Source organism: Streptomyces sp. CT34, assembly GCF_000805335.1.
In the GTDB taxonomy this organism is placed as follows: domain Bacteria; phylum Actinomycetota; class Actinomycetes; order Streptomycetales; family Streptomycetaceae; genus Streptomyces.
Genome location: NZ_KN708638.1, coordinates 4,056,328 through 4,077,413 on the forward strand (window position 1 = coordinate 4,056,328; position 21,086 = coordinate 4,077,413).

Annotated in this window: 23 protein-coding genes; 13 read left to right on the top strand and 10 right to left on the bottom strand. The window is 73.6% G+C overall.

Annotated features, from left to right (window positions below; genetic code table 11):
- Positions 1 to 13 precede the first annotated feature (13 nt).
- Positions 14 to 850 (top strand): ABC transporter permease, encoded by an 837-nt coding sequence (locus tag RZ84_RS17730; RefSeq protein ID WP_043265114.1) that lies wholly within the window; start codon positions 14 to 16, stop codon positions 848 to 850.
- Positions 851 to 1,072: 222 nt separating this feature from the next.
- Here RZ84_RS17730 and RZ84_RS17735 read toward each other — a convergent pair whose 3' ends face one another.
- Positions 1,073 to 2,812 (bottom strand): thiamine pyrophosphate-binding protein, encoded by a 1,740-nt coding sequence (locus tag RZ84_RS17735; protein ID WP_043265115.1) that lies wholly within the window; start codon positions 2,810 to 2,812, stop codon positions 1,073 to 1,075.
- The gene (locus RZ84_RS17740) at positions 2,809 to 4,092 is read right to left on the bottom strand and encodes an aldehyde dehydrogenase family protein (RefSeq protein ID WP_078893887.1); all 1,284 of its coding nucleotides are present in this window, start codon (positions 4,090 to 4,092) and stop codon (positions 2,809 to 2,811) included. The genes RZ84_RS17735 and RZ84_RS17740 overlap by 4 nt, the downstream gene beginning before the upstream one ends.
- Before the next feature lie 368 nt (positions 4,093 to 4,460).
- Between RZ84_RS17740 and RZ84_RS17745 the strand changes: the two genes are divergently transcribed.
- Entirely contained in the window at positions 4,461 to 5,738 is a 1,278-nt protein-coding gene (locus RZ84_RS17745) for a helix-turn-helix domain-containing protein (protein WP_043265116.1), read from the top strand.
- 28 nt (positions 5,739 to 5,766) lie between these two features.
- Here RZ84_RS17745 and RZ84_RS17750 read toward each other — a convergent pair whose 3' ends face one another.
- Positions 5,767 to 6,375 carry a 4'-phosphopantetheinyl transferase family protein gene (locus tag RZ84_RS17750; protein WP_043265117.1) on the bottom strand — a complete coding sequence of 203 codons (609 nt, stop codon included), beginning with the start codon at positions 6,373 to 6,375 and terminating at the stop codon, positions 5,767 to 5,769.
- Between the two features lie 534 nt (positions 6,376 to 6,909).
- Positions 6,910 to 7,155, bottom strand: a complete 246-nt coding sequence (locus RZ84_RS17755) for an acyl carrier protein (protein WP_043265118.1) — start codon at positions 7,153 to 7,155, stop codon at positions 6,910 to 6,912.
- Between the two features lie 319 nt (positions 7,156 to 7,474).
- Here RZ84_RS17755 and fabI point away from each other — a divergent pair, with 319 nt between their 5' ends.
- From fabI to RZ84_RS42335, 4 genes are all read left to right on the top strand, one after another.
- The gene (fabI, locus tag RZ84_RS17760) at positions 7,475 to 8,245 is read left to right on the top strand and encodes an enoyl-ACP reductase FabI (RefSeq protein WP_043265119.1); all 771 of its coding nucleotides are present in this window, start codon (positions 7,475 to 7,477) and stop codon (positions 8,243 to 8,245) included.
- A gap of 6 nt (positions 8,246 to 8,251) precedes the next feature.
- Positions 8,252 to 8,737, top strand: a complete 486-nt coding sequence (locus tag RZ84_RS17765; protein ID WP_043265120.1) for a MaoC family dehydratase — start codon at positions 8,252 to 8,254, stop codon at positions 8,735 to 8,737.
- The gene (locus tag RZ84_RS17770; protein WP_043265121.1) at positions 8,734 to 10,221 is read left to right on the top strand and encodes a class I adenylate-forming enzyme family protein; all 1,488 of its coding nucleotides are present in this window, start codon (positions 8,734 to 8,736) and stop codon (positions 10,219 to 10,221) included. Before RZ84_RS17765 ends, RZ84_RS17770 begins: the two co-directional genes overlap by 4 nt.
- Before the next feature lie 146 nt (positions 10,222 to 10,367).
- A complete protein-coding gene (locus tag RZ84_RS42335; RefSeq protein WP_277816877.1) occupies positions 10,368 to 10,493 on the top strand; it encodes a hypothetical protein in 126 nt (41 codons plus the stop codon).
- A gap of 93 nt (positions 10,494 to 10,586) precedes the next feature.
- Here RZ84_RS42335 and RZ84_RS17775 read toward each other — a convergent pair whose 3' ends face one another.
- The 4 genes from RZ84_RS17775 to RZ84_RS17790 all read right to left on the bottom strand — a co-directional run bounded on the left by RZ84_RS17775 (position 10,587) and on the right by RZ84_RS17790 (position 13,032).
- Positions 10,587 to 11,084, bottom strand: a complete 498-nt coding sequence (locus tag RZ84_RS17775; protein ID WP_043265122.1) for a DUF6344 domain-containing protein — start codon at positions 11,082 to 11,084, stop codon at positions 10,587 to 10,589.
- A gap of 306 nt (positions 11,085 to 11,390) precedes the next feature.
- Complete coding sequence (locus RZ84_RS17780; RefSeq protein ID WP_043265123.1) at positions 11,391 to 11,828, bottom strand: DUF5994 family protein; 438 nt, start codon at positions 11,826 to 11,828, stop codon at positions 11,391 to 11,393.
- Positions 11,825 to 12,811 carry an acyl-CoA desaturase gene (locus tag RZ84_RS17785; RefSeq protein ID WP_043265124.1) on the bottom strand — a complete coding sequence of 329 codons (987 nt, stop codon included), beginning with the start codon at positions 12,809 to 12,811 and terminating at the stop codon, positions 11,825 to 11,827. Before RZ84_RS17785 ends, RZ84_RS17780 begins: the two co-directional genes overlap by 4 nt.
- Positions 12,808 to 13,032, bottom strand: a complete 225-nt coding sequence (locus RZ84_RS17790; protein WP_052230504.1) for a hypothetical protein — start codon at positions 13,030 to 13,032, stop codon at positions 12,808 to 12,810. Before RZ84_RS17790 ends, RZ84_RS17785 begins: the two co-directional genes overlap by 4 nt.
- A 273-nt stretch (positions 13,033 to 13,305) precedes the next feature.
- Between RZ84_RS17790 and RZ84_RS17795 the strand changes: the two genes are divergently transcribed.
- Positions 13,306 to 13,761, top strand: a complete 456-nt coding sequence (locus RZ84_RS17795; protein ID WP_043265125.1) for a tellurite resistance TerB family protein — start codon at positions 13,306 to 13,308, stop codon at positions 13,759 to 13,761.
- 127 nt (positions 13,762 to 13,888) lie between these two features.
- On the opposite strand, the gene RZ84_RS17800 is transcribed toward RZ84_RS17795, so the two are convergent.
- Positions 13,889 to 14,464 carry a TerD family protein gene (locus RZ84_RS17800; RefSeq protein ID WP_043270185.1) on the bottom strand — a complete coding sequence of 192 codons (576 nt, stop codon included), beginning with the start codon at positions 14,462 to 14,464 and terminating at the stop codon, positions 13,889 to 13,891.
- Between the two features lie 250 nt (positions 14,465 to 14,714).
- On the opposite strand from RZ84_RS17800, the gene RZ84_RS17805 reads away from it, so the two are divergent.
- From RZ84_RS17805 to RZ84_RS17820, 4 genes are all read left to right on the top strand, one after another.
- Complete coding sequence (locus RZ84_RS17805) at positions 14,715 to 15,206, top strand: BlaI/MecI/CopY family transcriptional regulator (RefSeq protein WP_043265126.1); 492 nt, start codon at positions 14,715 to 14,717, stop codon at positions 15,204 to 15,206.
- A gap of 3 nt (positions 15,207 to 15,209) precedes the next feature.
- The gene (locus RZ84_RS17810) at positions 15,210 to 16,169 is read left to right on the top strand and encodes a M56 family metallopeptidase (RefSeq protein WP_043265127.1); all 960 of its coding nucleotides are present in this window, start codon (positions 15,210 to 15,212) and stop codon (positions 16,167 to 16,169) included.
- Between the two features lie 200 nt (positions 16,170 to 16,369).
- Positions 16,370 to 16,564, top strand: a complete 195-nt coding sequence (locus RZ84_RS17815; RefSeq protein WP_043265128.1) for a hypothetical protein — start codon at positions 16,370 to 16,372, stop codon at positions 16,562 to 16,564.
- A gap of 360 nt (positions 16,565 to 16,924) precedes the next feature.
- A complete protein-coding gene (locus RZ84_RS17820) occupies positions 16,925 to 18,256 on the top strand; it encodes an LCP family protein (protein WP_078893891.1) in 1,332 nt (443 codons plus the stop codon).
- A gap of 68 nt (positions 18,257 to 18,324) precedes the next feature.
- Here the strand turns inward: RZ84_RS17820 and RZ84_RS17825 are convergent, their stop codons facing one another.
- The gene (locus tag RZ84_RS17825; RefSeq protein WP_043265129.1) at positions 18,325 to 18,606 is read right to left on the bottom strand and encodes a DUF1876 domain-containing protein; all 282 of its coding nucleotides are present in this window, start codon (positions 18,604 to 18,606) and stop codon (positions 18,325 to 18,327) included.
- Between the two features lie 251 nt (positions 18,607 to 18,857).
- Between RZ84_RS17825 and RZ84_RS17830 the strand changes: the two genes are divergently transcribed.
- Both RZ84_RS17830 and RZ84_RS17835 read left to right on the top strand, forming a co-directional pair.
- A complete protein-coding gene (locus RZ84_RS17830; protein WP_043270189.1) occupies positions 18,858 to 19,595 on the top strand; it encodes a DUF4097 family beta strand repeat-containing protein in 738 nt (245 codons plus the stop codon).
- Between the two features lie 203 nt (positions 19,596 to 19,798).
- Positions 19,799 to 21,034, top strand: a complete 1,236-nt coding sequence (locus RZ84_RS17835; protein WP_078893893.1) for an MFS transporter — start codon at positions 19,799 to 19,801, stop codon at positions 21,032 to 21,034.
- Positions 21,035 to 21,086 lie beyond the last annotated feature (52 nt).

A 21,086-nucleotide genomic window follows, 5' to 3' on the forward strand; every position in this document is an offset into this window, starting at 1 on the left:
GGGAGGAGCAGCGATGACGTCGTACGAGGCCCCGCCGCACCCCGCACCCGCCGCCCCGCGGCGCGACGAGGGGCGGATCACGGTGCGGTCCCATCTGCGGCACACCGGCGCGCTGGTCCGCCGCGGCCTCCTGCAGATCCGGCGGAACCCGGAGTCGATGACCGACGCGCTGCTGATGCCGGTCGTGCTGACGCTGCTGTTCGTCTTCGTCTTCGGCGGCGTGCTCGGCGCCGGCGGCGACCGCACCCGGTACCTGGGGTTCCTGGTGCCGGGCCTGATGGTGATCCTCGGGATGACCGTCGCGATGGCGGTCGGCACGGGCGTCAACGACGACTTCCGCACCGGCCTGATGGATCGTTTCCGCACCCTGCCCATCGCCCGCTCCTCGGTGCTGGTCGCCAAGGTCGTGGTGGAGACCGGCCGGATGCTGGTCGCCATCACGGTCCTGCTGGCCGTCGCCGCGCTGCTCGGCTTCGACTTCACCGGGCGCTGGCCCGGCCTGCTGGCCGCGATCGGGCTGACCGCCCTGTTCGGCACGTCCCTGGTGTGGGTCTTCATGCTCCTGGGGCTGACGCTGCGCAGCGCCCAGGCCGTCCAGGGGCTGTCGGTGGTGTTCCTGACGCCGCTTCAGTTCGGTTCGTCGATCTTCGTGTCGCCGGCCACGATGCCGCACTGGCTGGAAAGCCTCACCCGCCTCAACCCGCTGACGCACATGGCCGACGCGGCCCGCGGACTGGCCCTGGGCGAGGGCCCGGTGGCCGGTCCGGTGACCTGGACGGTGCTGTGGTCGGTGGGCCTCACGGCGGTCACCGCCCCGATCGCCCTCGCCAAGTTCACCAGGAAGACCTGACCCGGACCCGTACGGAGCGGCGGCACCCGCCCCTGGCACGCCGCGGCGTGGCCCCCTCCGTACGAAGAAGACGTGCCCCGCCCCCACCCGGCTTCCCCCGTGGCCGGCAAGGGCGGGGCACGCACAGGGCCCGGCGGTGTACGACGTGGACGACGTACACCGCCGGGCCGCAGCACGGCGTTCGCGGCGGGCGCGCGCTTCCGGCGCCGCCCGCCGCCGCGCTCAACCGCTGTGCGGTTCCTCCTCGGCGCCCTCCCGCTCCGGGAAGTCGCCCGCCGAACCGGCCATCCCCGGCGGGGTGTCGGCCAGCGAGACCGCCACCTCCACCACCGAGGAGGTGCCGCCGGCGACGTCCTGCCAGGCGGCGGCCAGCGCCGCGTCCAGCGCACCGGCCTCGGTCACCCGCCGGTGGCCCAGCCCGTACGCGGCGGCCAGGCCCTCGGTACCCGTGGAGCGCGCCGCGGTGAACGCGAACCGCGAGCCCGCGCCGGAGACCCGGTCCAGGTTGGACTGGAGCCAGCCGTAGCCCCCGTTGTCGAGCACGACGTAGAGGACCGCGGCCCGCGCGTCGGCGACGGAGGGCAGCTCGGCCCGGAAGAGGTGGAACGCGCCGTCGCCGACCAGCGCCACCACGGGGCGGCCGGCGGGCCCGGCCAGCCGGACGCCGACCGCGGCGGCGGCGCCGAAGCCCAGCGGCGTCTGCTCGCTGGGCACCACCGACCCACCGCCCGCACCGAGCGTCCAGTGGGGGAAGTAGTAGGACCACATGTCCTGGAGGCCGTTCTCCTGGACGAGCACCCGGTCCGCGGGGACCGCGCGGTCCAGGGAGGACAGCACCCGCGCCACCGGCACGGTGCCCTCGGGCGCCGCCCGCTCCGCCTCGGCGGCGCGGTCCGCGGCCCGCCGGGCCAGTCCGGCCCGTACTTCCCGGACCCGGTCCGGCCACCCGGTGCCCGCCCGGTGGCCGGCGAGCAGCCCCGTCCAGCCGTCGACGATCCGCCCGGCGTCCCCGAGGACATACGCCCCGGGCCGCTCCATGGACAGCCCGTCCTCGCCCAACATGGCCTGGACGACGGGGAGTTCGCCCTCCTCCGGGCCCGGCCAGCCGAACGTCGCGGTCTCCTCCAGCCGGCTGCCCAGCGCGACGACCAGATCCGCCTCGCGCCACAGCGCGTCCGCGGGCGCGACCGTGTACAGGCCGCTGACGCCGCAGTACAGCGGATGGTCCTCGGCGACCGCGCCGCGGCCCGAGGCGGTGCAGAAGACGCCCGCGCCCAGCCGCTCGGCCAGGCGCTCGATCCGGCGGCCGGTGTTGCGGTGCCGGGCGCCGCCGCCGACCAGCAGCAGCGGGCGCCGGGCCGCGGCGATCCGGCGCGCGGTGGCGGCCAGCGCGTCCGGGTCGGGCGCCGGCCGCTGCGGCGCGGCGTCGCGCCAGGGCCCGGTACGGGTCACCGGCCGGTCCGCCAGCTGTTCGGCGAGCTCGATGTAGACCGGGCCGGGGGTGCCGTTGACGGCGAGCGCGACCGCCTTCTCCAGGGTGCCGGGCAGCCGGTCGGGCTCGTCGACGCGGGCCGCCCACTTGACGTACGGGCGGACCGCGGTGAGCTGGTCCAGTTCCTGGAACGCGCCGGTGCCGAGCCGGTCGAGCCGGGTGCCGTCGGCGATCAGGAGCAGTGGTGCGGCGGCCGAGCGCGCCTCCAGGACGCCGGTGAGCGCATTGGTCAGCGCCGGGCCCTTGCCGATCACGCACACCCCGGGGCGGCCGGCGGCGAGCGCGTAACCGGTCGCCATGAAGACGGCGTTGCGTTGATCCCGGCAGAGGACGACCGAGGTGTCGGCGCGCTCCAGTTCGGCCAGCGGCGCCATGTCGTCCCCGGGCAGCCCGAACACCGCGCCGGTGCCCAGGTGGCGCAGGTGGTCGGCGACGGCCGCCCAGGGGCCGGGGTAGGTCCGCGGGGTCACCGGGCGGCTCCCGGGCGGTGCGCGGCGACGGCGCGCGAGACCAGCACCGGCTCGGCACGCACCTCCTGGCCGTCGGAGATGTAGTTGGCCATCCGGCCGTAGCCGCCGAAGGGCGCGTTGCCGTTGTCGATGGACAGCAGCGTGGTGTCGACGGTGACGGTGGTGCGCCGGCGCAGCGCCGCGACCAGTTCGGGGGCGTCGCCGTAGACGCTGGAGCCCAGGGCGCGTTCGGTGAACATGCCGGTGGTCAGGGTCGTGGCCAGGGCGTCCTGGTCGCGGTAGCCGGCGACGTTGAAGATCGGCGCGAAGAACTCCGGTACGTGCGTGCGCGGGCCGACCTCCTCGCCGACGACGACCGTGGGGTCCAGCCGCCGGGTGCGGAAGTCGACATGCCCGCCGTGCACGATGCCGGCCCGGTTGCGGGCGAGGAACTGGGCCGCCTCCGCCAGCGCGTCCTCGTAGAAGATCGGCCCGAAGTCGGCCTCCGGGTCGGAGTACGGACCGTAGCGCAGCCGCTTCAACTCGCCGACGAGGGCGTCGACGAACGGGCCGAGCAGCGACTCGTGGACCGTGAACAGGTCGGGGCCCAGGCAGTCCTGACCGGAGTTCAGCACCCGGATGGCGATGGCGTCCCGGGCGGCCTGCACGACATCGGCCCCGGGGGCGACGACGAACGGGTTGACGCCCGACCCGAGGAAGAGGAAGAGCTGCCCGGGGGAGAGCCGGCCGCGGATCTGCTCGGCGTTGCGGTAGGCACCGGTGAACACCACGACGTCGGCGGGCAGCACCTCCTCTTGGAGGAACTCCCGCTGGCTGGCGGCGCTGAGGGCGATCGGCAGCCGGTGCCGCTCGGCGAGCAGCGCGTGCAGCCGCCGCATCTGGTCCTTGACCCGGCTGGAGGGGCGGAAGACCAGCTCGTCGGTGTAGAGCGCGGGGACGAGGAGGTAGAGGGCGTAGGAGTAGAGGATGACGTTCGACGGCATGAACGCGGCGAGCCGCGGCACCCGGCCGGGCCGGTGGGCGGCCACCTCGTCCAGGGCCCCGTCGAGGGTGGCGATGGTCGACTCGATCTCGTAGCGCGCGGCGCGGTGGGTGGAGATCTCGCACAGCAGCTCGTGCACGGTGCCGCCGTCCGCCACCAGGAAGTCCCGGACCCGGCGTAACGCCGCCGCCCGCGGGCGCCCGTCGCTGCCTTCGACACCGCCCTCCCCACGGCCTTCGGTGCGGTCGGCCTCCTCCGGCGCGGCGGCCACGGTCGGCCATGCGGGAGCGGAGCTCATGTGTCCCTCCTCGGGGCGTAGTCCATGGAGGGTCAGCGTCAGCCAATTGTCATTTCTTGTCAAGTAGAGTCATTGCGGGCACCCGGAGAACATGACAAGAGGTGCTGCGACAGAACTCCCATGACAGGGGCCGCGTTCCGCCACTCGCGCGCCGAACAGGGAGACCGCCGCCAGCACACCTCCGTGACAAAAAATGACTCACCGGTGGCCAGGGATGCCACGGCCGGGCGCACCACCCGTCCACGCCCGGCGGTCCACGGGCCGCACCGCGCCGCGGCCCGGTGAGTAGACTCACCGTCACCACACTGCGTGACGCCGTCCACCGACCGTCACCGTCCGTCCCCCCAACTCAACTGCGAGCGATTTTCTTGACGATTGAGCAGCCTGCTTTCGGGAAGCGTGTGCGGGAGGCCCGGCGCGCTCAGGGTCTGTCCCAGGGGGATCTCGCCGGCGACGACCTCTCCCCCAGCTATGTCTCACTGGTCGAGAACGGCCGCAGGATCCCCGGCGCCAAGATCGCGCGGTCCATCGCGGAACGGCTCGGCACCACTGTCGAGGCGCTGAGCGCCACCGAGCAGCCCGCCGACCGGCTCGCCCAACGCCTGGGCCTGGTGGGACAGTTGGTCGCCGCCCGGGCCAGCCAGCTGGCCGGCGACTGGTCCGCGGCGCTGCGCCAGCTGGAGTCCGTGGTGGAGCAGGCCGACGGCGCCGACCAGGACGAGGTCCGCTGGGAGGCCCGCTGGGAACTGGCCACGGTCCTCGGCCGGCTCGACGACCCCGCGCGCCACGAGGCGGCGCTGCGTCGGCTGCTCGACGACCCGCTCACCCGCTCCGCGCCCGTCCTGCACGCCCGGGTCGCCATCGAGCTGGCCCAGCTGCTGCGCGCCGCCGGCCGGCTCTCCGACGGCGTCCGCTTCGCCGAGGAGGCCGTACGGGTCACCGGCGAGCTGGAGCCGGGCCGCCCGGAGCGGGCCCAGGCGCAGGTCGCGCTGCTCTCCGCCTCCGTGGACAGCGGCGAGTGGAGCCGCGCCGAAGAGCTCGCGGCACCACTGCGGGCGGAGGTCGCGCCGCTGCCCGCGGGCGAACTGCGGGCGAGCGCCCTGTGGGCGGCGGCCGGTGCGCAGTATCTGGCCGGCCACCCCGACCGGGCGCTGGCGCTGCTCGCCCAGGCGGACGAGCTGATCGCCGAGACGGACGGCGTACGGCTCCGGCTCCGGCTGGCCCGCTCCCGTACGCTGCTGGCGCTCACCGCGGGCCCCGAGGACGCCGCGGACGCCCTCATGGAGCGCGCCCGGCAGGCGGCGTCGCTGGTCGCCACGCCCGGCGCGCGGAGCTGGCTCGCCGTCCTGGAGACCGCCGCCGCGCTGCGCCACGGCGACCCCGCGGCGGCGGCCGGGCACGCCGCCGCGATCGACCTCGAAGCCGGTGAGCTGTCCCCGCTGGACCGCGCCCGGTGCACGCTCTACCGGGCCCGCGCGCACCGCGCCGCCGGCGCCGCGGCAGCCGCCGAGGACGGCTTCAAGGCCGCCGCGGCGGGCTACGAGAAGGCCGGCGCGTTCCGGCTGGCGCTGGAGACCTGGCGCGAACTGAGCGCCGGCGAACGTGCCGGCGAGGGGCCGGACCCGCATGCGGTGATCATGCCGTAGGGCCGCCGCGCCGCCCCGTGCCGGCGGCTCAACTGCCAGAAACGGGCGGCGAGTCCAGGACTGCTGGCCCCCAGAGCCGCACACCGGGCACCGGGGCGGCGGTGGCCGCGCAGGCCACCCGGCCCGGCCCGGCCGGCAGCTCCCGTACGTAGGCGAGACCACCGTGCGCGGTGCCTGCGGAGGCGCCACCGCCGTACCCGGGCCCCGCTGGCCGGGCCACGGAGGCCGGCAGGGGGACGGTGCCGTCCGCCTCCCGCGCCCCGCCCAGCGCGTCGATCTCGTCCGCGGTGGCCAGCCCGCCCCGGCCGGTGAGCCGGAGGGCGGCCTCCTTGCGGGTCCACAGCCGGGCCAGCCGCCGCGCCCGCCGCTCGGCCGGGGCCCGGCGGGCGAACTCGCGCTCCAACGCGGTGAAGGGGAGCAGCAGTTCGCTGACCGGGCCGCGGGGCACGGTATGGACGCTGAGGGCCACCGGGAGATCGCGGGCCAGGGCCAGCAGCCGGCGGCCGGGATCGTCGCCGAGGGCGAGGCAGAGGCGGGCACCGGGGGGCCAGCCGGTGTACCCGGGCGGCGTGGCGGAGACCGGGCGCCCGAAGTCGTCGCGGGTCAGCGAAATATCGTCCGCGGAGCATTGCAGCAATCGCGCCAGAAAATCCGCCAAAGCGGCCGGCCGGTGAATATCTACGGCGTCCGGCGAGAATATGTGCAGGCAGCCGTCGGCTAATTCATGCTGCCGCTCCGGCATCCAACTGCCCTCCCACCAGGGGGAGTCGGTGCGTCCGTTCGCACGGTCGAGCGTATGCGCGCCACAGAAGGGCTCGTCCCCCCGCATAGATCCCCTCGCACCTTGTCTCCTTTCTCCGGTCTGGTCACGTCCGGGAAAGCAGGGCACAGAATCGATATCAATTACTCTCGGGCGATCTTCAAGGTAACCCTGGTCCATTCCTGAGTCAACAAGTACCGACTGAGAATCAACTTCGGTTTACTGACTGGGATTACCAGATTTCGCCAACTTGAACCCGGGGCACGAAACGGCGTGTCATGCCTTGACGACCGGCCGGGCACCGTCCGAACGTCGCCCGCAATTCACTGACTGTTATTCAATTCCCTTGGAAAAAGGGCGCTCCGGCCGGCCGGCGGGGCCCGGCCGGAGCGCCGCGGCCGGCGGGGCCACTCAGGAGGCCAGCCGCTTCTCCACCCGGATAACCATGTCCGAAACAGTACGCATGTCCTTCATCTCCTCTTCGGGGAGTTCGACGCCGAAGCGCTCCTCGGCGACGACGATGACCTCGGCCATCGCCAGGGAGTCCACGTCCAACTCCTCGACCAGGGACTTCTCCTCGGCCACGTCGGCCGGCACGACGCCGGCCACCTCGTTCAGGATCTCGGCGAGCTGAGCGACGATCTCTTCGCGTGTCATGACGGTCACCTCTCTTGGGCGGAAGGGGACTTGACGGGGTGGGACATCGGCCCGGGGGTGCGTACGGAGGGCGGGTGGCGGCCCGCACCCGGAGCGGGCGCACGGCTGCGGTCACCGTGCGGTGACGAGGCCCGCGCGGGTCAGTCATTCTTTTGACTCTGCTTGACTGTTGTAGTCAACTGGAGGTCGGATAAGTTGTCAACGATCGGCTTGACGACCGGTCAGACTGCCGTCATGGCACTGGATTCGGGCGCATTCTGAGTTGTGTCCGGTGACTTCGAGGTCGGGAAAGAGTCAGGATGAGTCAGACGGAGGAGCGATGAGCGGTCTGCTCGACGGAAAGCGGCTGCTGATCACCGGTGTGATCACGGAGAGCTCGATCGCCTACGCCGTGGCGCGGCTCGCCCAGCAGGAGGGCGCCCGCATCGTGCTGACCGCCTACGGCAGGCCGTCCCTCGTGGCCCGGCTCGCCCGCCGGCTGCCGGACGAACCCCCCGTCGTGGAACTCGACGTCACCGACGAGGCGCAGCTCGGCACCCTCGCCGAGCGGGTCGGCGCCCACCTCGACGGGCTCGACGGCGTCCTGCACTCGGTCGCCAACGCCCCCGCCGGCTGCCTGGACGGCGGCTTCCTCACCGCCCCCTGGCGCGATGTCGCCCAGGCCCTGCACACCTCCACGTACTCCCTGGTGGCGCTGACCATGGCCTGCCGGCCCTTGCTGCGGCCCGGCTCCTCCGTCGTCGGCGTGGACTTCGACGCCTCCCGCGCCTGGCCCGGCTACGACTGGATGGGCGTCGCCAAGGCCGGTCTCGAGGCGTGCTCGCGCTATCTGGCCCGCGACCTCGGCGGCCAGGGCATCCGGGCCAACCTCGTCGCCGCCGGGCCGCTGCGCACCCTGGCCGCGAGCGGTATCGGCGGCGACGGCCCGTCCTTCGAGAAAAACTGGGCGGCGCGCGCACCGCTGGGCTGGGACCCGCAGAACGCGGAGCCGGTCGCCCGGACCTGCCTGGCGCTGCTGTCGGACTGGCTGCCCGCCACCACCGGCGAGATCGTGCACGCGGACGGCGGCCACCACATGATCGGCGACTGACCGCCGATGGACGGGAGACCGGCGGGCGGGGCCATACACCGTACGTACGTCATCGAGCGGGCCCACGTCGCCGCCTACGCCGCGGCGCTCGGCGGCACCGCCCACCCCGCGCACACCGACCCGGCCGCCGCCCGCGCACTCGGCCACCCGGACGTCGTCGCGCCGCCCGGCTACCTCGCCGCCCTCACCGCCGACGCGGAGGACCGCCTGCTGCGCGACCGGGCCGGTCGCACCGCCGACGGCGCCGTGCACCGCGCCCAGACCCTGCGCCACGGCCGTCCCGTGCACGCCGGCGACACCCTCCACGCCACCGTCCGCATCACCGGCAGCACCCCCCTAGCCGGGCGCGAACTCCTCGTGCTGGAGAGCGAGTTCCTGGCCCCCGACGGCACCTGGGTGGCCACCACCACCGCCTCGCTGCTGTGCCCCGCCGCCGTCCCCCGCGGACCGGACCGGCGCCCCCTCGACCCCACGGGATCGGAGCACCCATGACCGACACCATCGCCGCCACGCTGGCCCCTCCGGTCAGCGCCGCCCGCCTCGTCGACGGCGCCGACGGCACCCGCCGCCTCGAAGGCCGCACCCTCGACCGCCGGGTCCACGCCGCCGCGCACGCCTTGCGGGAGCTCGGCGTCCGGCCCGGCGAACGGGTCCTGGTCCAGGGCGACAACAGCGTCGACTACGTCGTGACGCTGCTGGCCCTGATGCACCTCGACACCTCCCTCGTCCCGCTCGACCACCGCCTCTCCGCGGCCGACGCCGGCGCCGCCGCCCGGCAGGCGCACGCCCGCCGGCTGGTCACCGCCGACGCCACCACCGCCCTGCCCGGCCTCCCCGCACACCGCGTCGTCCACTACCCCCGGCTCGCCGCGGACGCCCCGCAGCCGCCGCCCGCCACCGTCGACCTGACCCGCTGGTTCGACCGCCCCGACGCACTGGTGCTGTGGTCCTCGGGCACCACCGGGCGCCCCAAGGGCGTGGTGAAGCCCGGCCGCGCCGTGCTCGACAACTCGCAGCGCACCATCCAGGCCATGGGCTACCGCACGGATGACGTGCTCGCCCCGCTGCTGCCCTTCTCCCACCAGTACGGGCTCTCCGTCATCCTGCTGTGGTGGCTGGCTCGTTGCACCCTCCTGGTCACCCCCTACCAGCGGATCGACGCGGCCGTGCAGCAGGCCGCGGCGCACGGCGCCACCGCCGTCGACGCCGCCCCGTCCACGTATCACTCACTTCTGGGCGTGCTGCGCCGCCGCCCCGAGGTACGCGCCGGCCTCGCGGGCGTCCGGATCTGGGGGGTCGGCGGCGCCCCGCTGCCCGCCCCGCTGGCCGAGTCCTTCCGCACGGCGATGGGCCGCCCGCTGCTGGACGGCTACGGCCTGACGGAACTCGGCAATGTCGCGCTGGCCACCCCCGACGCGCCGCACGGCTGCGGGCGTCCGCTGCCCGGCGTGCGGCTGCGCGTGCTGCGCGCCGACGGCACCGCTGCCGCGCCCGGTGAACTCGGCGGCATCGAGGTGCGCTCCCCGGGGCTGATGGCGGGCTACCTCCAGGAGGACGGCTCACCGGCACCGGTCGACCCGGACGCCTGGTATCCGACGGCCGATCTCGGCAGCATCGACGCGGACGGCGTCGTACGGGTCGTGGGCCGCAATCAGGCCGTGCACCGGCTGGGCTTCACGCTCTACCCCGAGAGCCTGGAGCGCCGTGCCGAGGCCTGCGGCCGGCCGGTCAAGGTACTGGCCGTCCCGGACCAACGCCGGGGCAGCGCGCTGCACTTCGTCGTCGCGGACCCCGATGACGAGGCCCCGCTCACCTGGCGCCGGCGGCTCGCCCCGCATCTCGCGGAGTACGAACAGCCCAACGCCGTCCATGTCGTGGGCCACTTCCCGCTCACCGCGAACGGAAAGACCGACACCCGTGCGCTGCGTGCGCATCTGGGTCTGGCGCCGGGGCCGGGCCCCGGTGCGGGCGGCTGAACGGACCCCGGCCGGCGGCCGTTTCACGTGAAACGGCGGATGGCTGCGGTGTCCTGCCCTCGCGCCCGCGACGTCCTGTGCAACGTCACATCAAAGTCTATGGGTACTGCTGTCTGTGGGTACCGCCGTGGGTAATGCTGCGGATCGTGTTCGGAGTTCTGCCGTACGTGCTGCGCTCCGTCACACCGTGCGTGCTGCTGTCGGTGCTGCCGTGCGTCCTGCCGATGCTGTGGCCGGTGCCACCCGGGCTGCTCGTCCGGCGCTGCCGGTGAGCGTCAACGGTGCGGCCTCGAACCGGAGTTGGTACGCGCCGTTCCGCCGCCCCGGCGGGCGGTCCTGACCTGCGTGCGACGTGTCCGCCCGGCTCAGACGGCACGGGCGGAGTGCGAACGGCCGCGGGCCGCCGGGATGAGCGGGGTGGCCGCGCCGCCATGGAGCGCGGCATCGACGGGAAGGCTGTACACCGGCGCACAGACACGGGTCCGTGCGGTACGCGAGGTGGGCGAGGCTCCGTGCGCCTCGGCGCCGATGCGCTGCTTGATGGTCGGCGGGAGCGACGGTAGCGGGTGCATCAGCCGGACCGAGCCGGACTGGCCGTAGCGCGGCGCGGTGCGCGCGGCCGGCACGAGGGGCCGGACCGGCTCCGCGGCAGGGGTCACCGTCCCGGGTTCGTGATCCGGCTCGCTGCCGGGCACCGCCTCAGGGGTCGTCGGGGCCGGGTTCGCGCTGCCCAGGGTGCGCTCGTAGATCGCGGCGTCCCGGCGGGCCGCGGATGCCGCGGCGGAGACACCCAGTGACGCCAGCAGCTTCCCGAGGACGGCCAGGCACACCGCCCAGAACTTCATGACCTTGGTCGCAGCCATGATCCCTCTCCTTCGGTCGGGACCCCACTGGGGGATCCACGCGTTCCTTCTGTTGCGTTTTCTTATGATGAGTACGCAATGGGAGGATTCACGGACCGACGCCCCCGGATCGGCGTTCTTCGGATGAACACCACCCGTCCGCAGTAGCGGGATCCGCGAAACCCCTGGCCCGAGGGGTGCGAACGGGGCCGGCGCGGGCGGCTGCGGGGGCTCGGGGCGGGCGTGGCGGGGCGTCAGCGGATGCGCGCGGTGGATCCCCGGGGTATGCCCGTCATGCGGGCCGCGCGGGGTGCGAAACGCACGGTGTCAGGCCGGTGTCCGCTCGCCGCTCCGGGACATTTCCGCCATGATGCGCACCGCGGTGGGCTCCGGGGTCGTGGGCGGGATGATCAGCAGGTCCCAGCGGCCGACGCCGGTGGAGACCAGGCAGACGGTGTCCGGGCCGGAGCGGTTGATGGTCCGGCGGAGCCGGACGACATGGCCGGAGACGAGGATGGTGCCGGGCAGCGCGGGCCAGCCGGCGCCGTTCACCGTGGCATGGGTGATCCGCGGCCAGTCGAAGGGCAACGCGGCCAGCAGCTCGGGGAGTTCGGTGACCAGGTCGGCCGAGTGCGGCCACCAGACCCCGTCGATCCGCCGGGTCACCTGGCTGGGCGGCGCGATGGCCAGCCGGGCGACGGGCGGCGGCGCATGGTGCCGCGGAGGATCGGGTCGCGGGGCACGGCCCCCGGGGGCGGTGGTCATACGGGGCTCCTGACACGACGGGCCGCGACCCGCGCCGGGTCCGGCCAGCGCACGTCCCATACCCAGCCGAGGCGTTCGAAGAGCCGGATGACCGCGGCGGACACATCGATCTGGCCGCGGTCGACACCGTGCCGGGCACAGGTCGGGTCGGCGTGGTGGAGGTTGTGCCAGCTCTCGCCGAACGAGAGCAGGGCCAGCGGCCACAGGTTGGTCGCGCGGTCGTGGCGCCGGGTGCGGAACGGCCGGGCACCGACCACGTGGCAGAGCGAGTTGACGCTCCAGGTGACGTGGTGGAGCAGCGCGATGCGGATGAAGCCGGCCCACAGCAGGGCGGTCAGGCCGGTGACCCAGGTGCCGCCGAGGGCCCAGCCCAGGGCGAACGGCAACGCCAGGGTGAGCAGGCACAGCGCGGGGAACGCCCGGTCCACCGCGCGGATGGCGGGGTCGGCGAGCAGGTCGGGCGCGTAGTGCTCGTGCGAGGTGGGGTCGTTGCGGAAGAGCCAGCCGATGTGCGAGTGCACCAGCCCGTGGAGCTGACCGCGCAGGCTGGTGCCGTAGCGGTAGGGGGAGTGCGGGTCGCCGGGGCGGTCGGTGAAGGCGTGGTGGCGGCGGTGGGTGGCCACCCAGTCGATGACGTCGCCCTGGAAGCTCAGCGATCCGGCGATGGCGAGCACCACGCGCAGCGCGGGCGCCGCGGTGTAGCTGCCGTGGGTGAGGCCGCGGTGGAAGCCGATGGTGACGCCGAGGCCGGTGACGACGTAGAAGACGAGGGCCAGCAGCAGATCGGCGAGGTGGACGGCGCTGCCCCACAGCAGCGGTATGGCGACGGCCAGGCCGACGAACGGGGCGACGACGATGATGCCGGTGACCGTGACGTACATCCGCCGGCCGCCGCTCGGCCGCGGGTCGGGGCCGGTATCGGGGAACGGTGACGTCCCGTCGTACTCCTTCGCCGACGGAACGTGGCCGGCGGTCGGGGTCACCGGTCGTGACCTGTGTCCCGGGAGGGCGGCGGGCCCGCCGCATGCGGTCCGGCGTGGGCGCCGTGCGGGTGGCTGTGGAGCCGCTGCCGGAACGACTCCCACAGATGCGCATAGCGGTGCGGGTTGGGGCGTCCGGCCTGCTGGGCGTTGACCCGGACGATGAACAGCACGCCCATCGCGACCAGGGCCAGCAGCACGATCACGGTCAAGAAGGTCTGCATGGCGCTCACCCGAATACTCCCGGAAACCACCGGGTGTTCTCGGCACTTCTGTGCATTCTTCGCATTCCGCCGGTGCCTCCCACGGTAGTCCTCCGCGGCGATGCCGCATAGCGCACCAAAGCGGGACAGGACGACGGGGGGCGACCTTCGCGCATCTTCTACGCGGCAGTAGATTTTACTGCTGCATGACCAATCGCATACCGGAAGCATGCCTGACGCTTGCGTGGGCCTGGCTTCCGGATGCCGTCCGCCCGACCAGTCGAGGAGATCCAGATGGCGCTGTGGGACCGGATCAAGGATTCCGCGCAGACGATGCAGACCCAGCTCGTCGCCAAGAAGAACGACCTCAAGAGCGGCGCCTTCCGCGACGCGAGCATGGCGATATGTGCGCTGGTGGCCGCTGCGGACGGCACCGTCGACGCCTCGGAGCGGCGGCGGGTGGCGCAGCTGATCGCCACCAACGAGGTGCTCCAGAACTTCCCGGCGGACGATCTCCAGCGCCGCTTCGACGGCTACCTGGACAAGCTCGCCGCCGACTTCGACTTCGGCAGGGTCGCGGTGCTCCAGGAGGTCGGCAAGGTGAAGAAGAAGCCGGTGGAGGCGCGGGCGGTCGTCCAGATCGGCATCGTCATCGGCGGCGCCGACGGCGACTTCGACGCGACCGAGCGGGCGCTGGTGCGCGAGGTGTGCTTCGCGTTGGGGATCGCCCCGGCCGAGTTCGACCTCTGACCGCGTGCAACGGGAGCGGGCGCCCCACCGGGCTCCCGCTCCCCTCCCGCGCGGCCGGACCGGCTCGGGCCCAGACCGACTCAGGCCCGGACCGACTCAGCCCGGACCCGCTCAGGCCCGGACCCGCTCAGACGTTGACGCCGAAGTCCGCCGCGATGCCCGCCAGCCCGGACGCGTAACCCTGGCCCACGGCGCGGAACTTCCAGTCGCCGTCGTGCCGGTAGAGCTCGCCGAAGACCATCGCGGTCTCGGTCGAGGCGTCCTCGGTCAGGTCGTAGCGGGCCAGCTCCGCCCCGCCGGTCTGGTTGACGACGCGGATGTACGCGTTGCGAACCTGGCCGAAACTCTGCCCCCGGCTCTGCGCGTCGTGGATGGACACCGGGAAGACGATCTTCGTGATCTCGGCCGGGACGCCACTGAGGCTGACGTTGATGGTCTCGTCGTCGCCCTCCCCCTCGCCGGTCAGGTTGTCGCCGGTGTGCTGCACCGAACCGTCCGGGCTGTTGAGGTTGTTGTAGAAGACGAAGTGCAGGTCCGAGGCGACCTTGCCGCTGTCGGTGCACAGCAGCGCGCTGGCGTCCAGGTCGTAGTCCGCGCCCGTGGTGGTCCGCACGTCCCAGCCGAGGCCGACCGAGACCGCGGTCAGGCCGGGCGCCTCCTTCGACAGCGAGACATTGCCGCCCTTGGCCAGCGAGACTCCCATGGCTTCCCTCCAGATGATGCCGGTTTGCTTGGTGGTGTGCCGGTACCGGCTGGTGTTGCCCGTTTTCCGGCGGTGATCCAGGAAAACTACAGGAGTGTAGAAGTCGGTGACGGGGATCTGCGCCGCGCGGCGCAACCGCCGCGATCCGCGCTCCCCGGCCGGCAGCCGGGCCCTGGCCGGAACGGGCCCGCGCCGTAAAATGCCCCGGTGTCCCGGCCGGCGGGACGCCCGTGCGACGGGAGGCGACGAGATGGGCGGCACCCCCTTGGGGAAGTCCCTCGGCCAGAACCCCGGGCGGGAGCGACCCCGGCGCGGGCAGGGCCAGTTGGAGGCCCAGGTCCTGGCCGCGCTGCACCACGCACCGGGACCGGTCACCGCCGCCTGGGTCCAGGAGCGGCTCGGCGACGACCTCGCGTACACCACCGTGATGACGATCCTGTCCCGGCTGCACACCAAGGGAGCGGTCGGCCGCGAGCGGGCCGGCCGGGCGTACCTCTGGACGCCGGCGGCCGACGAGGCCGGGCTCGCCGCACTGCGGATGCGCCGGGTGCTGGACGGCGAACCGGACCGGGACGCCGTCCTGACCAGCTTCGTCTCCGCGCTCTCGGCACACGACGAGCAGCTGCTGCGCAGCCTCCTGGACCGCGTCGAGGACGGTGCGGGCGGTGCGGACGGCGACGAACCGGTCCCCGGCCCCGGAGCGAGGCCCGAGCACCCATCGGACGAAGCGCGCGGAGGCTGACCGGTGGGCGTCTTCGTGTTCCTGCCGCTCGTGCTGCCGCTCAGCGCGCTGCCGATCGCCCGGCTCGCGGAGCAGCACCTCCACCCCCGGGTCACCACCCGCCTGCTGACCCTGCTCGCCGCGGTCCTCGGCCTGTGCAGCACGCTCTGCCTGGGGCTGCTGGTGGTCGTCGGCACCGCCCAACTGCCCGGCAACCCCCTGCCGGACGGCTGGTCGGACCCGGAGGTGCGGTCCGCGGTGCCGCACGCGGAGATCGCCGGCAGCGCGGCGATCCTCGCGCTGGCCGCAGCGCTCACCGCGGTCGGCAGCGCGCTGCGCCGCGACCGCCGCATCCGGGCCCGGACCCACCGCGCGCTGGACGTGCTGCCGGCCGGCGCCGATCCCGCGGTGCTGCCGGACGACGCTCCGTACGCCTATGCCGTGCCCGGCGCTCCCGCGCGGCCGGGGCGGCCCGCCCGGCCCGGCCGGATCGCGGTCTCGCGGGGCATGCTGCGCAGTCTGGACGGCGGCGAGCAGCGCGCCCTCTTCGCCCATGAGCGCGCGCATCTGCGCTGCCGGCACCACCGCCATCTGCTGGCCGTACGGCTCGCCGGCTGCGTCAACCCGCTGCTGCTGCCGCTGCGTTCGGCGGTCGCGTTCAGCACCGAGCGCTGGGCGGACGAGGAGGCCGCGCGCGCGGTCGGCGACCGGCGGCTGACCGCGCGGGCCGTGGGCAAGGCGGCGCTGATCGCACGGCCCGCGCCGTATCCGGGGCTGGCGCAGTTCGCGGAGCCGGGGCCGGTGCCGCGGCGGGTGGCGGCGCTGCTCGGACCGGTGCCGCCGGCGCGCGGCTGGCCGCCGGCGCTGACCCCGGCGGGGCTGGCCGCGCTGGTCGCGGCGGCGGGCACCGCGGCCTCCGCGCTGTCCTCGCTGAACGCAGCGGTAGCGCTGTTCCTCGTTCTGAAGGCGGCAACGCCCTGGTGAGGGCAGACTGATCCCGGACTCTCCAGCGCGCCACGCGACGGATACCGTTCTGTGATCCGCGGCACAGCGGTCAACTTCTACAGCGGTGTAGAAGTTGACGGTAGTGTTGCGCCGGACATGCGCAACGGGCGCGGCCGGAGGGGGAGATGGCGACGAGGTGCGGACCCCCGACCGGGGACAGCCCGCCTCCAGAGGCGGAGGTGCGATGGGTCTATCAGCCGGTCGAGGTCCGATATCCGGACGGAGCCTGGGAGTTGGGCCGGATCAGCGCCTGGTGGACGGACCCCGCGGGCGACGAGTGGTGCCTGCTGCGCACGGTGCCCGGCGGCAGCGGCCCGCAGTGGCTCCGTTACGACCCGGAGTCCGTACGGCTGCTGCCCACCACGGGAACCTGAGCCGCCCGCAGGGGCATCCGCCCCGCCCCGGATCACCGCCGCTGCCGTCCCCGGCCACGGAATCCACGCCCTGTCCCGTACCCGCGCCCGTTCTCGGATACACGCTCCTTTCCCGATCCGCGGCCCTACCCGGACGCGCGCGCGGCTCCGTTTCCGCGCACCCTCTCTCACCGCAAGACCAGCTCCAGAAAGACCAGAAGGGCCATCGGCGTGCATGACAGGCAGACGCACAGGCAGGCGGCCCGGCGGGGCGCCGGCGACGGGGGCGGGCGGGGCTCCCGGCGGCGCGCGGCGGACGACGGTGCGCGCGCCGCGGACGCCGGCACCCGCGCCGCGCGCCGCAAGGCCGGGAAGACCCGGATGACCCGGCGCGGCCGGGCCCTGGCCTGGACGGGCGGGGTGGTCGGCGTCGTCCTGCTCGGTACGGCCGGGGTGGGCGCGTGGGTCTACCAGCACCTGGACGGCAACATCACCGGCGCGGACGTCGGCAGCACGCTGGGCGGCGACCGGCCGGTCAACCTCAGTCCGGGCTCCAAGAACATCCTGGTCGTCGGCTCCGACAGCCGGGCGGGCACCGGCGGCAAGTACGGCAGCGGCCTGACCACGATGCAGTCGGACACCCTGATGGTGCTGCACATCGCGGCGAACCATAAGTGGGCCACCGCGGTGTCCTTCCCACGGGACTCCTGGGTGCGGATCCCGGCGTGCGACAAGGGCAACGGCCAGTCGTCCCCGCACCACTTCAAGATCAATGAGGCGTTCTCGATCGGCGGGCTCGGCGGCGACGTCGGCAAGGCCGCGGCGTGCAGCATCAAGACGCTGGAGAAGAACACCGGGCTGCGGATCGACGACTTCGTCTCCGTCAACTTCGAGGGCTTCAAGGGCATGGTCGACGCGCTGGGCGGCATCGAGGTCTGCCCCAAGCACGCCATCCACGACAAGAAGGCCCAACTGGACATGGCGGCCGGCTGCCAGACCGTCAAGGACGAGAAGGCGCTCGGCTACGTCCGCACCCGCTACAGCGTCGGCGACGGCTCCGACCTCGGCCGGATCGGCCGCCAGCAGGAGTTCATGAAGGCGCTCGCGGCCAAGGCCCAGTCCAAGCTCACCAGCCCGACCGCTCTCTACGGCTTCCTGGACTCGGCGACCAAGTCCCTGACCACGGACAAGGATCTGGCCGGGATAAAGCCCCTGTACGACCTCGCCTCCACGGTCAAGGACATCCCCTCCGACCGGCTCACCTTCCTCACCGTGCCCACCTATCCGCGCGAGGCGGACGTCCCCAGCGACAAGGCCAATGTGCTCTGGCAGTACCCGCAGGCCGGCGAGCTGTTCGGCGACCTGGCCCACGACCGCGAGATCGGCGCCGCCGGGAAGGCCAGGTTCGCCGAGGCCGCGAAGAACCCGGTGACCGCGCACTCGGTCCGGATCCGGGTCCTCAACGGCACCGGGACGCCCGGCCGGGCCGCCACCGCCGCCGAGGAGCTCCGCAAGCTCGGCTTCACCGTCGTCGCCACCGGCAACGCCCCGACCACGGACAGGACGAGCATCAGCTACCCGGCCTCCCTGAAGGCCCAGGGCGAGGTGCTCGCCGCCCGGCTGCCGGGCACCAAGGCCGCGGAGTCGGCGCAGGCGTCACCGGGCGCGGTGACGCTGACCGTCGGGCCGGACTTCACCACGGCCAACAGCTGACGGCCGCCGAACAGTTGCGCTCCGGCCCCTGCCGACCGGAGCGCACCGCGGCGGGCGACCGCCGCCCGTCAGGCGCGCAGCCGCTCGACGGGGCGGGCGGTGTGCACCTCGATGTCGTGCGCGGCGCGGTTGAGCAGCTGATGGCTGAGATCCGACAGCGCCCGCGCGGTCGACAGCTCGTCCCCGATGGCGGGGACATTCTCGTCCGCCGGATTGCATCTGGCGGTTCCCTGGCCGACCATCTGCCCGCCTTCCCTGCCGCGCAGCCGGGCCTCGGCCCGGACGTCGCTGCCGGATTCGACGATGCTGATCTCGACGGTCCATGTCTTCGTACGCCCCGTACCGGTCACCGGAAGCCTCCCTCCGCCCCCTGGGAACAGTCCTCACCCACAGCGTCGCACCGGCACCCACCGGCCGCATCTGGAGGCTGACCACAGGGCAATTGGGGGGATAGCCCCATGGCGAGCCGTGCGGCCGGGTCCGTAATGTGCTGCGGGAAGGGCCGGGATCCGGTGGGGGCGGGCCCGCGCGGCGGGCGGTGGCCCGGCGCCCGGGGACGCGCCGCGGGGACGGCCAACTCATCTCGTACTGGGGGGAATTCATGCGCAGGCAGGTCCGCTTCATCGGGGCCGTGGCGCTGGCCGGAATCGGGGCGGTCACCCTCGGCGCGTGCAGCCTGGTGGCCGGCAAGAACTTCACGGACGACGCCACGGTGTCGCAGAAGATCACCTCCGTGCGGGTGGACAACCGCGACGGCGCGGTGACGGTGCACGGCGGCAAGGGCGGCGACACGGTCTCCGTCCACCGGTCGGTCACCTACCACGGCGACCGTCCGCAGGGCCCCAGTCACCGCGTCGAGGGCGGGACCCTGGTGCTCGGCGGCTGCGGCGACGAATGCTCGGTGAGCTACACCGTCGATCTGCCCGGCACGGTCCCGGTCAGCGGCGAGACCACCAACGGCGCGCTGAAGCTGTCCAAGGTGGGCGCGGTGAAGGTGTCCACCAGCTCCGGGAGCGTCGACCTGGACCAGGTGTCCGGCGCGGTGGACGTCCGGACGACGAACGGCGAGGTCACCGGCAAGGGGCTGGCGGGCAGCCGCACCGCGGTCGAGACCTCGAACGGCCGGATCGACCTGACCGCGACGACGCCGCAGGACATCCGGGCGAAGACGTCCAACGGCGCGGTCGCGGTGACGGTGCCGGACTCCCGCTACCGGGTGTCCGCGGACACCGACAACGGCGCGAAGAAGATCGGCGTCACCCAGGACCCGGCGGGCCGCTACCGGCTCGACCTGACCACCTCGAACGGGGAGATCACCGCCGAGAAGGCGGCAGGCTGAGGCCGCTTCGCCGGCGGGCGGCGAGGTCGTCGGGCGGCGAGGTCGTCGGGCCGCGAGGTCGTCGGGCCGCGAGGTCATGGGGCGGCGCACTGCGACGTATGCGGCGGCGCCGCACCGCGAGGTCGTAAAGCTGCCAGACCGCGGGGGTGGCCGGCTGCTGGACTGGTGAGCACCGCAACAGGCCGCTCACCAGGACGGAATCCATGCCGACCGCCGCCCGAACCGCCACCGACCCCGCAGCCGCACCGGCAGTCCCTGCGGCCCTCGCCCGCTCGCCGCTGAACGGCTGGCTCGCCGTGATCGCGGTGATGCTGGGCATCTTCTCCATCGTCACCACCGAGATCCTGCCGATCGGCCTGCTCACCGCTATCGCGGCCGACTTCCGCGTCTCGGACGGCACGGCCGGGCTGATGATGACGCTGCCCGGACTGCTGGCCGCCGGCGCCGCGCCGACCGTGACGGTGGCCACCGCGCGGATCGACCGGCGGCTGATGCTGTGCGCCTTCCTCGCGCTGCTGACGCTGGCGAACCTGCTCGCCGCGGTCGCCCCGGCCTACTGGCTGGTGCTGCTGTCCCGGGTCCTGGTCGGCGTCGTCATCGGGGGTTTCTGGTCGATCGGGGCCGGACTGGCCGAGCGGCTGGTACCCGCCGAGTCAGCGGGCCGGGCGACCGCGGTGATCTTCTCCGCGGTGCCGCTGGGCTCGGTGATCGGGGTACCCGCGGGGACCTTCCTCGGCAACCTCGCCGGCTGGCGGACGGCCTGTGCCGTCGTGGGGGCGCTGTCGCTCGGCGTACTGGTGCTGATGGCCCTGGTGAGCCCGTCGCTTCCCGCCGTACGGGCCACCGGCGCGGCGCTGCTACGCGGCACGCTGCGCGGCGTCCATACCCGTTTCGCGCTGCTGATGACCTTCCTCGTCGTGCTCGCGCACTTCGCCGCCTACACCTATGTGACGCCCTTCCTGGAGCAGGTCACCCACGTGGCATCCGCCGGGCCGATCACCGTTTTCCTGCTGGCATACGGCGTCGCGGGAATCGCCGGGAACTTCCTCGGCGGCGGAATGGTGGCGCGTTGCCCGCGCACCGTCTTCGGGGCCGCGGCGGGGCTGCTCGCCCTCGCCACGCTGCTGCTTCCGGTCCTGGGCCGCGGGGAACGGGGTGCGCTGGTGCTGCTGGTCGTCTGGGGCATCGCGTACGGCGCGGTGCCGGTCGCGTCGCAGACCTGGTTCGCCAAGGCGGCGCCCGCCGCGCCGGAGGCGGCGTCGGTGCTGTTCACCGCCTCGTTCCAGGCGACGCTGTCGCTCGGCGCGCTGACCGGCGGGATGGTCGTGGACCGTACGTCGCCGTCGACCGTGATGGCGCTGGGCGGGGCGACCGCGGTCCTGGTGGTCCTGGCGGCCTGGCTGCACCGCGCCAAGCGGATGGAGTGGCCGCGGAGTTGAGGGTCTGGACCGTGGTCGGCGAAGGAGAGCGGGGGCGGCGTTTCACGTGAAA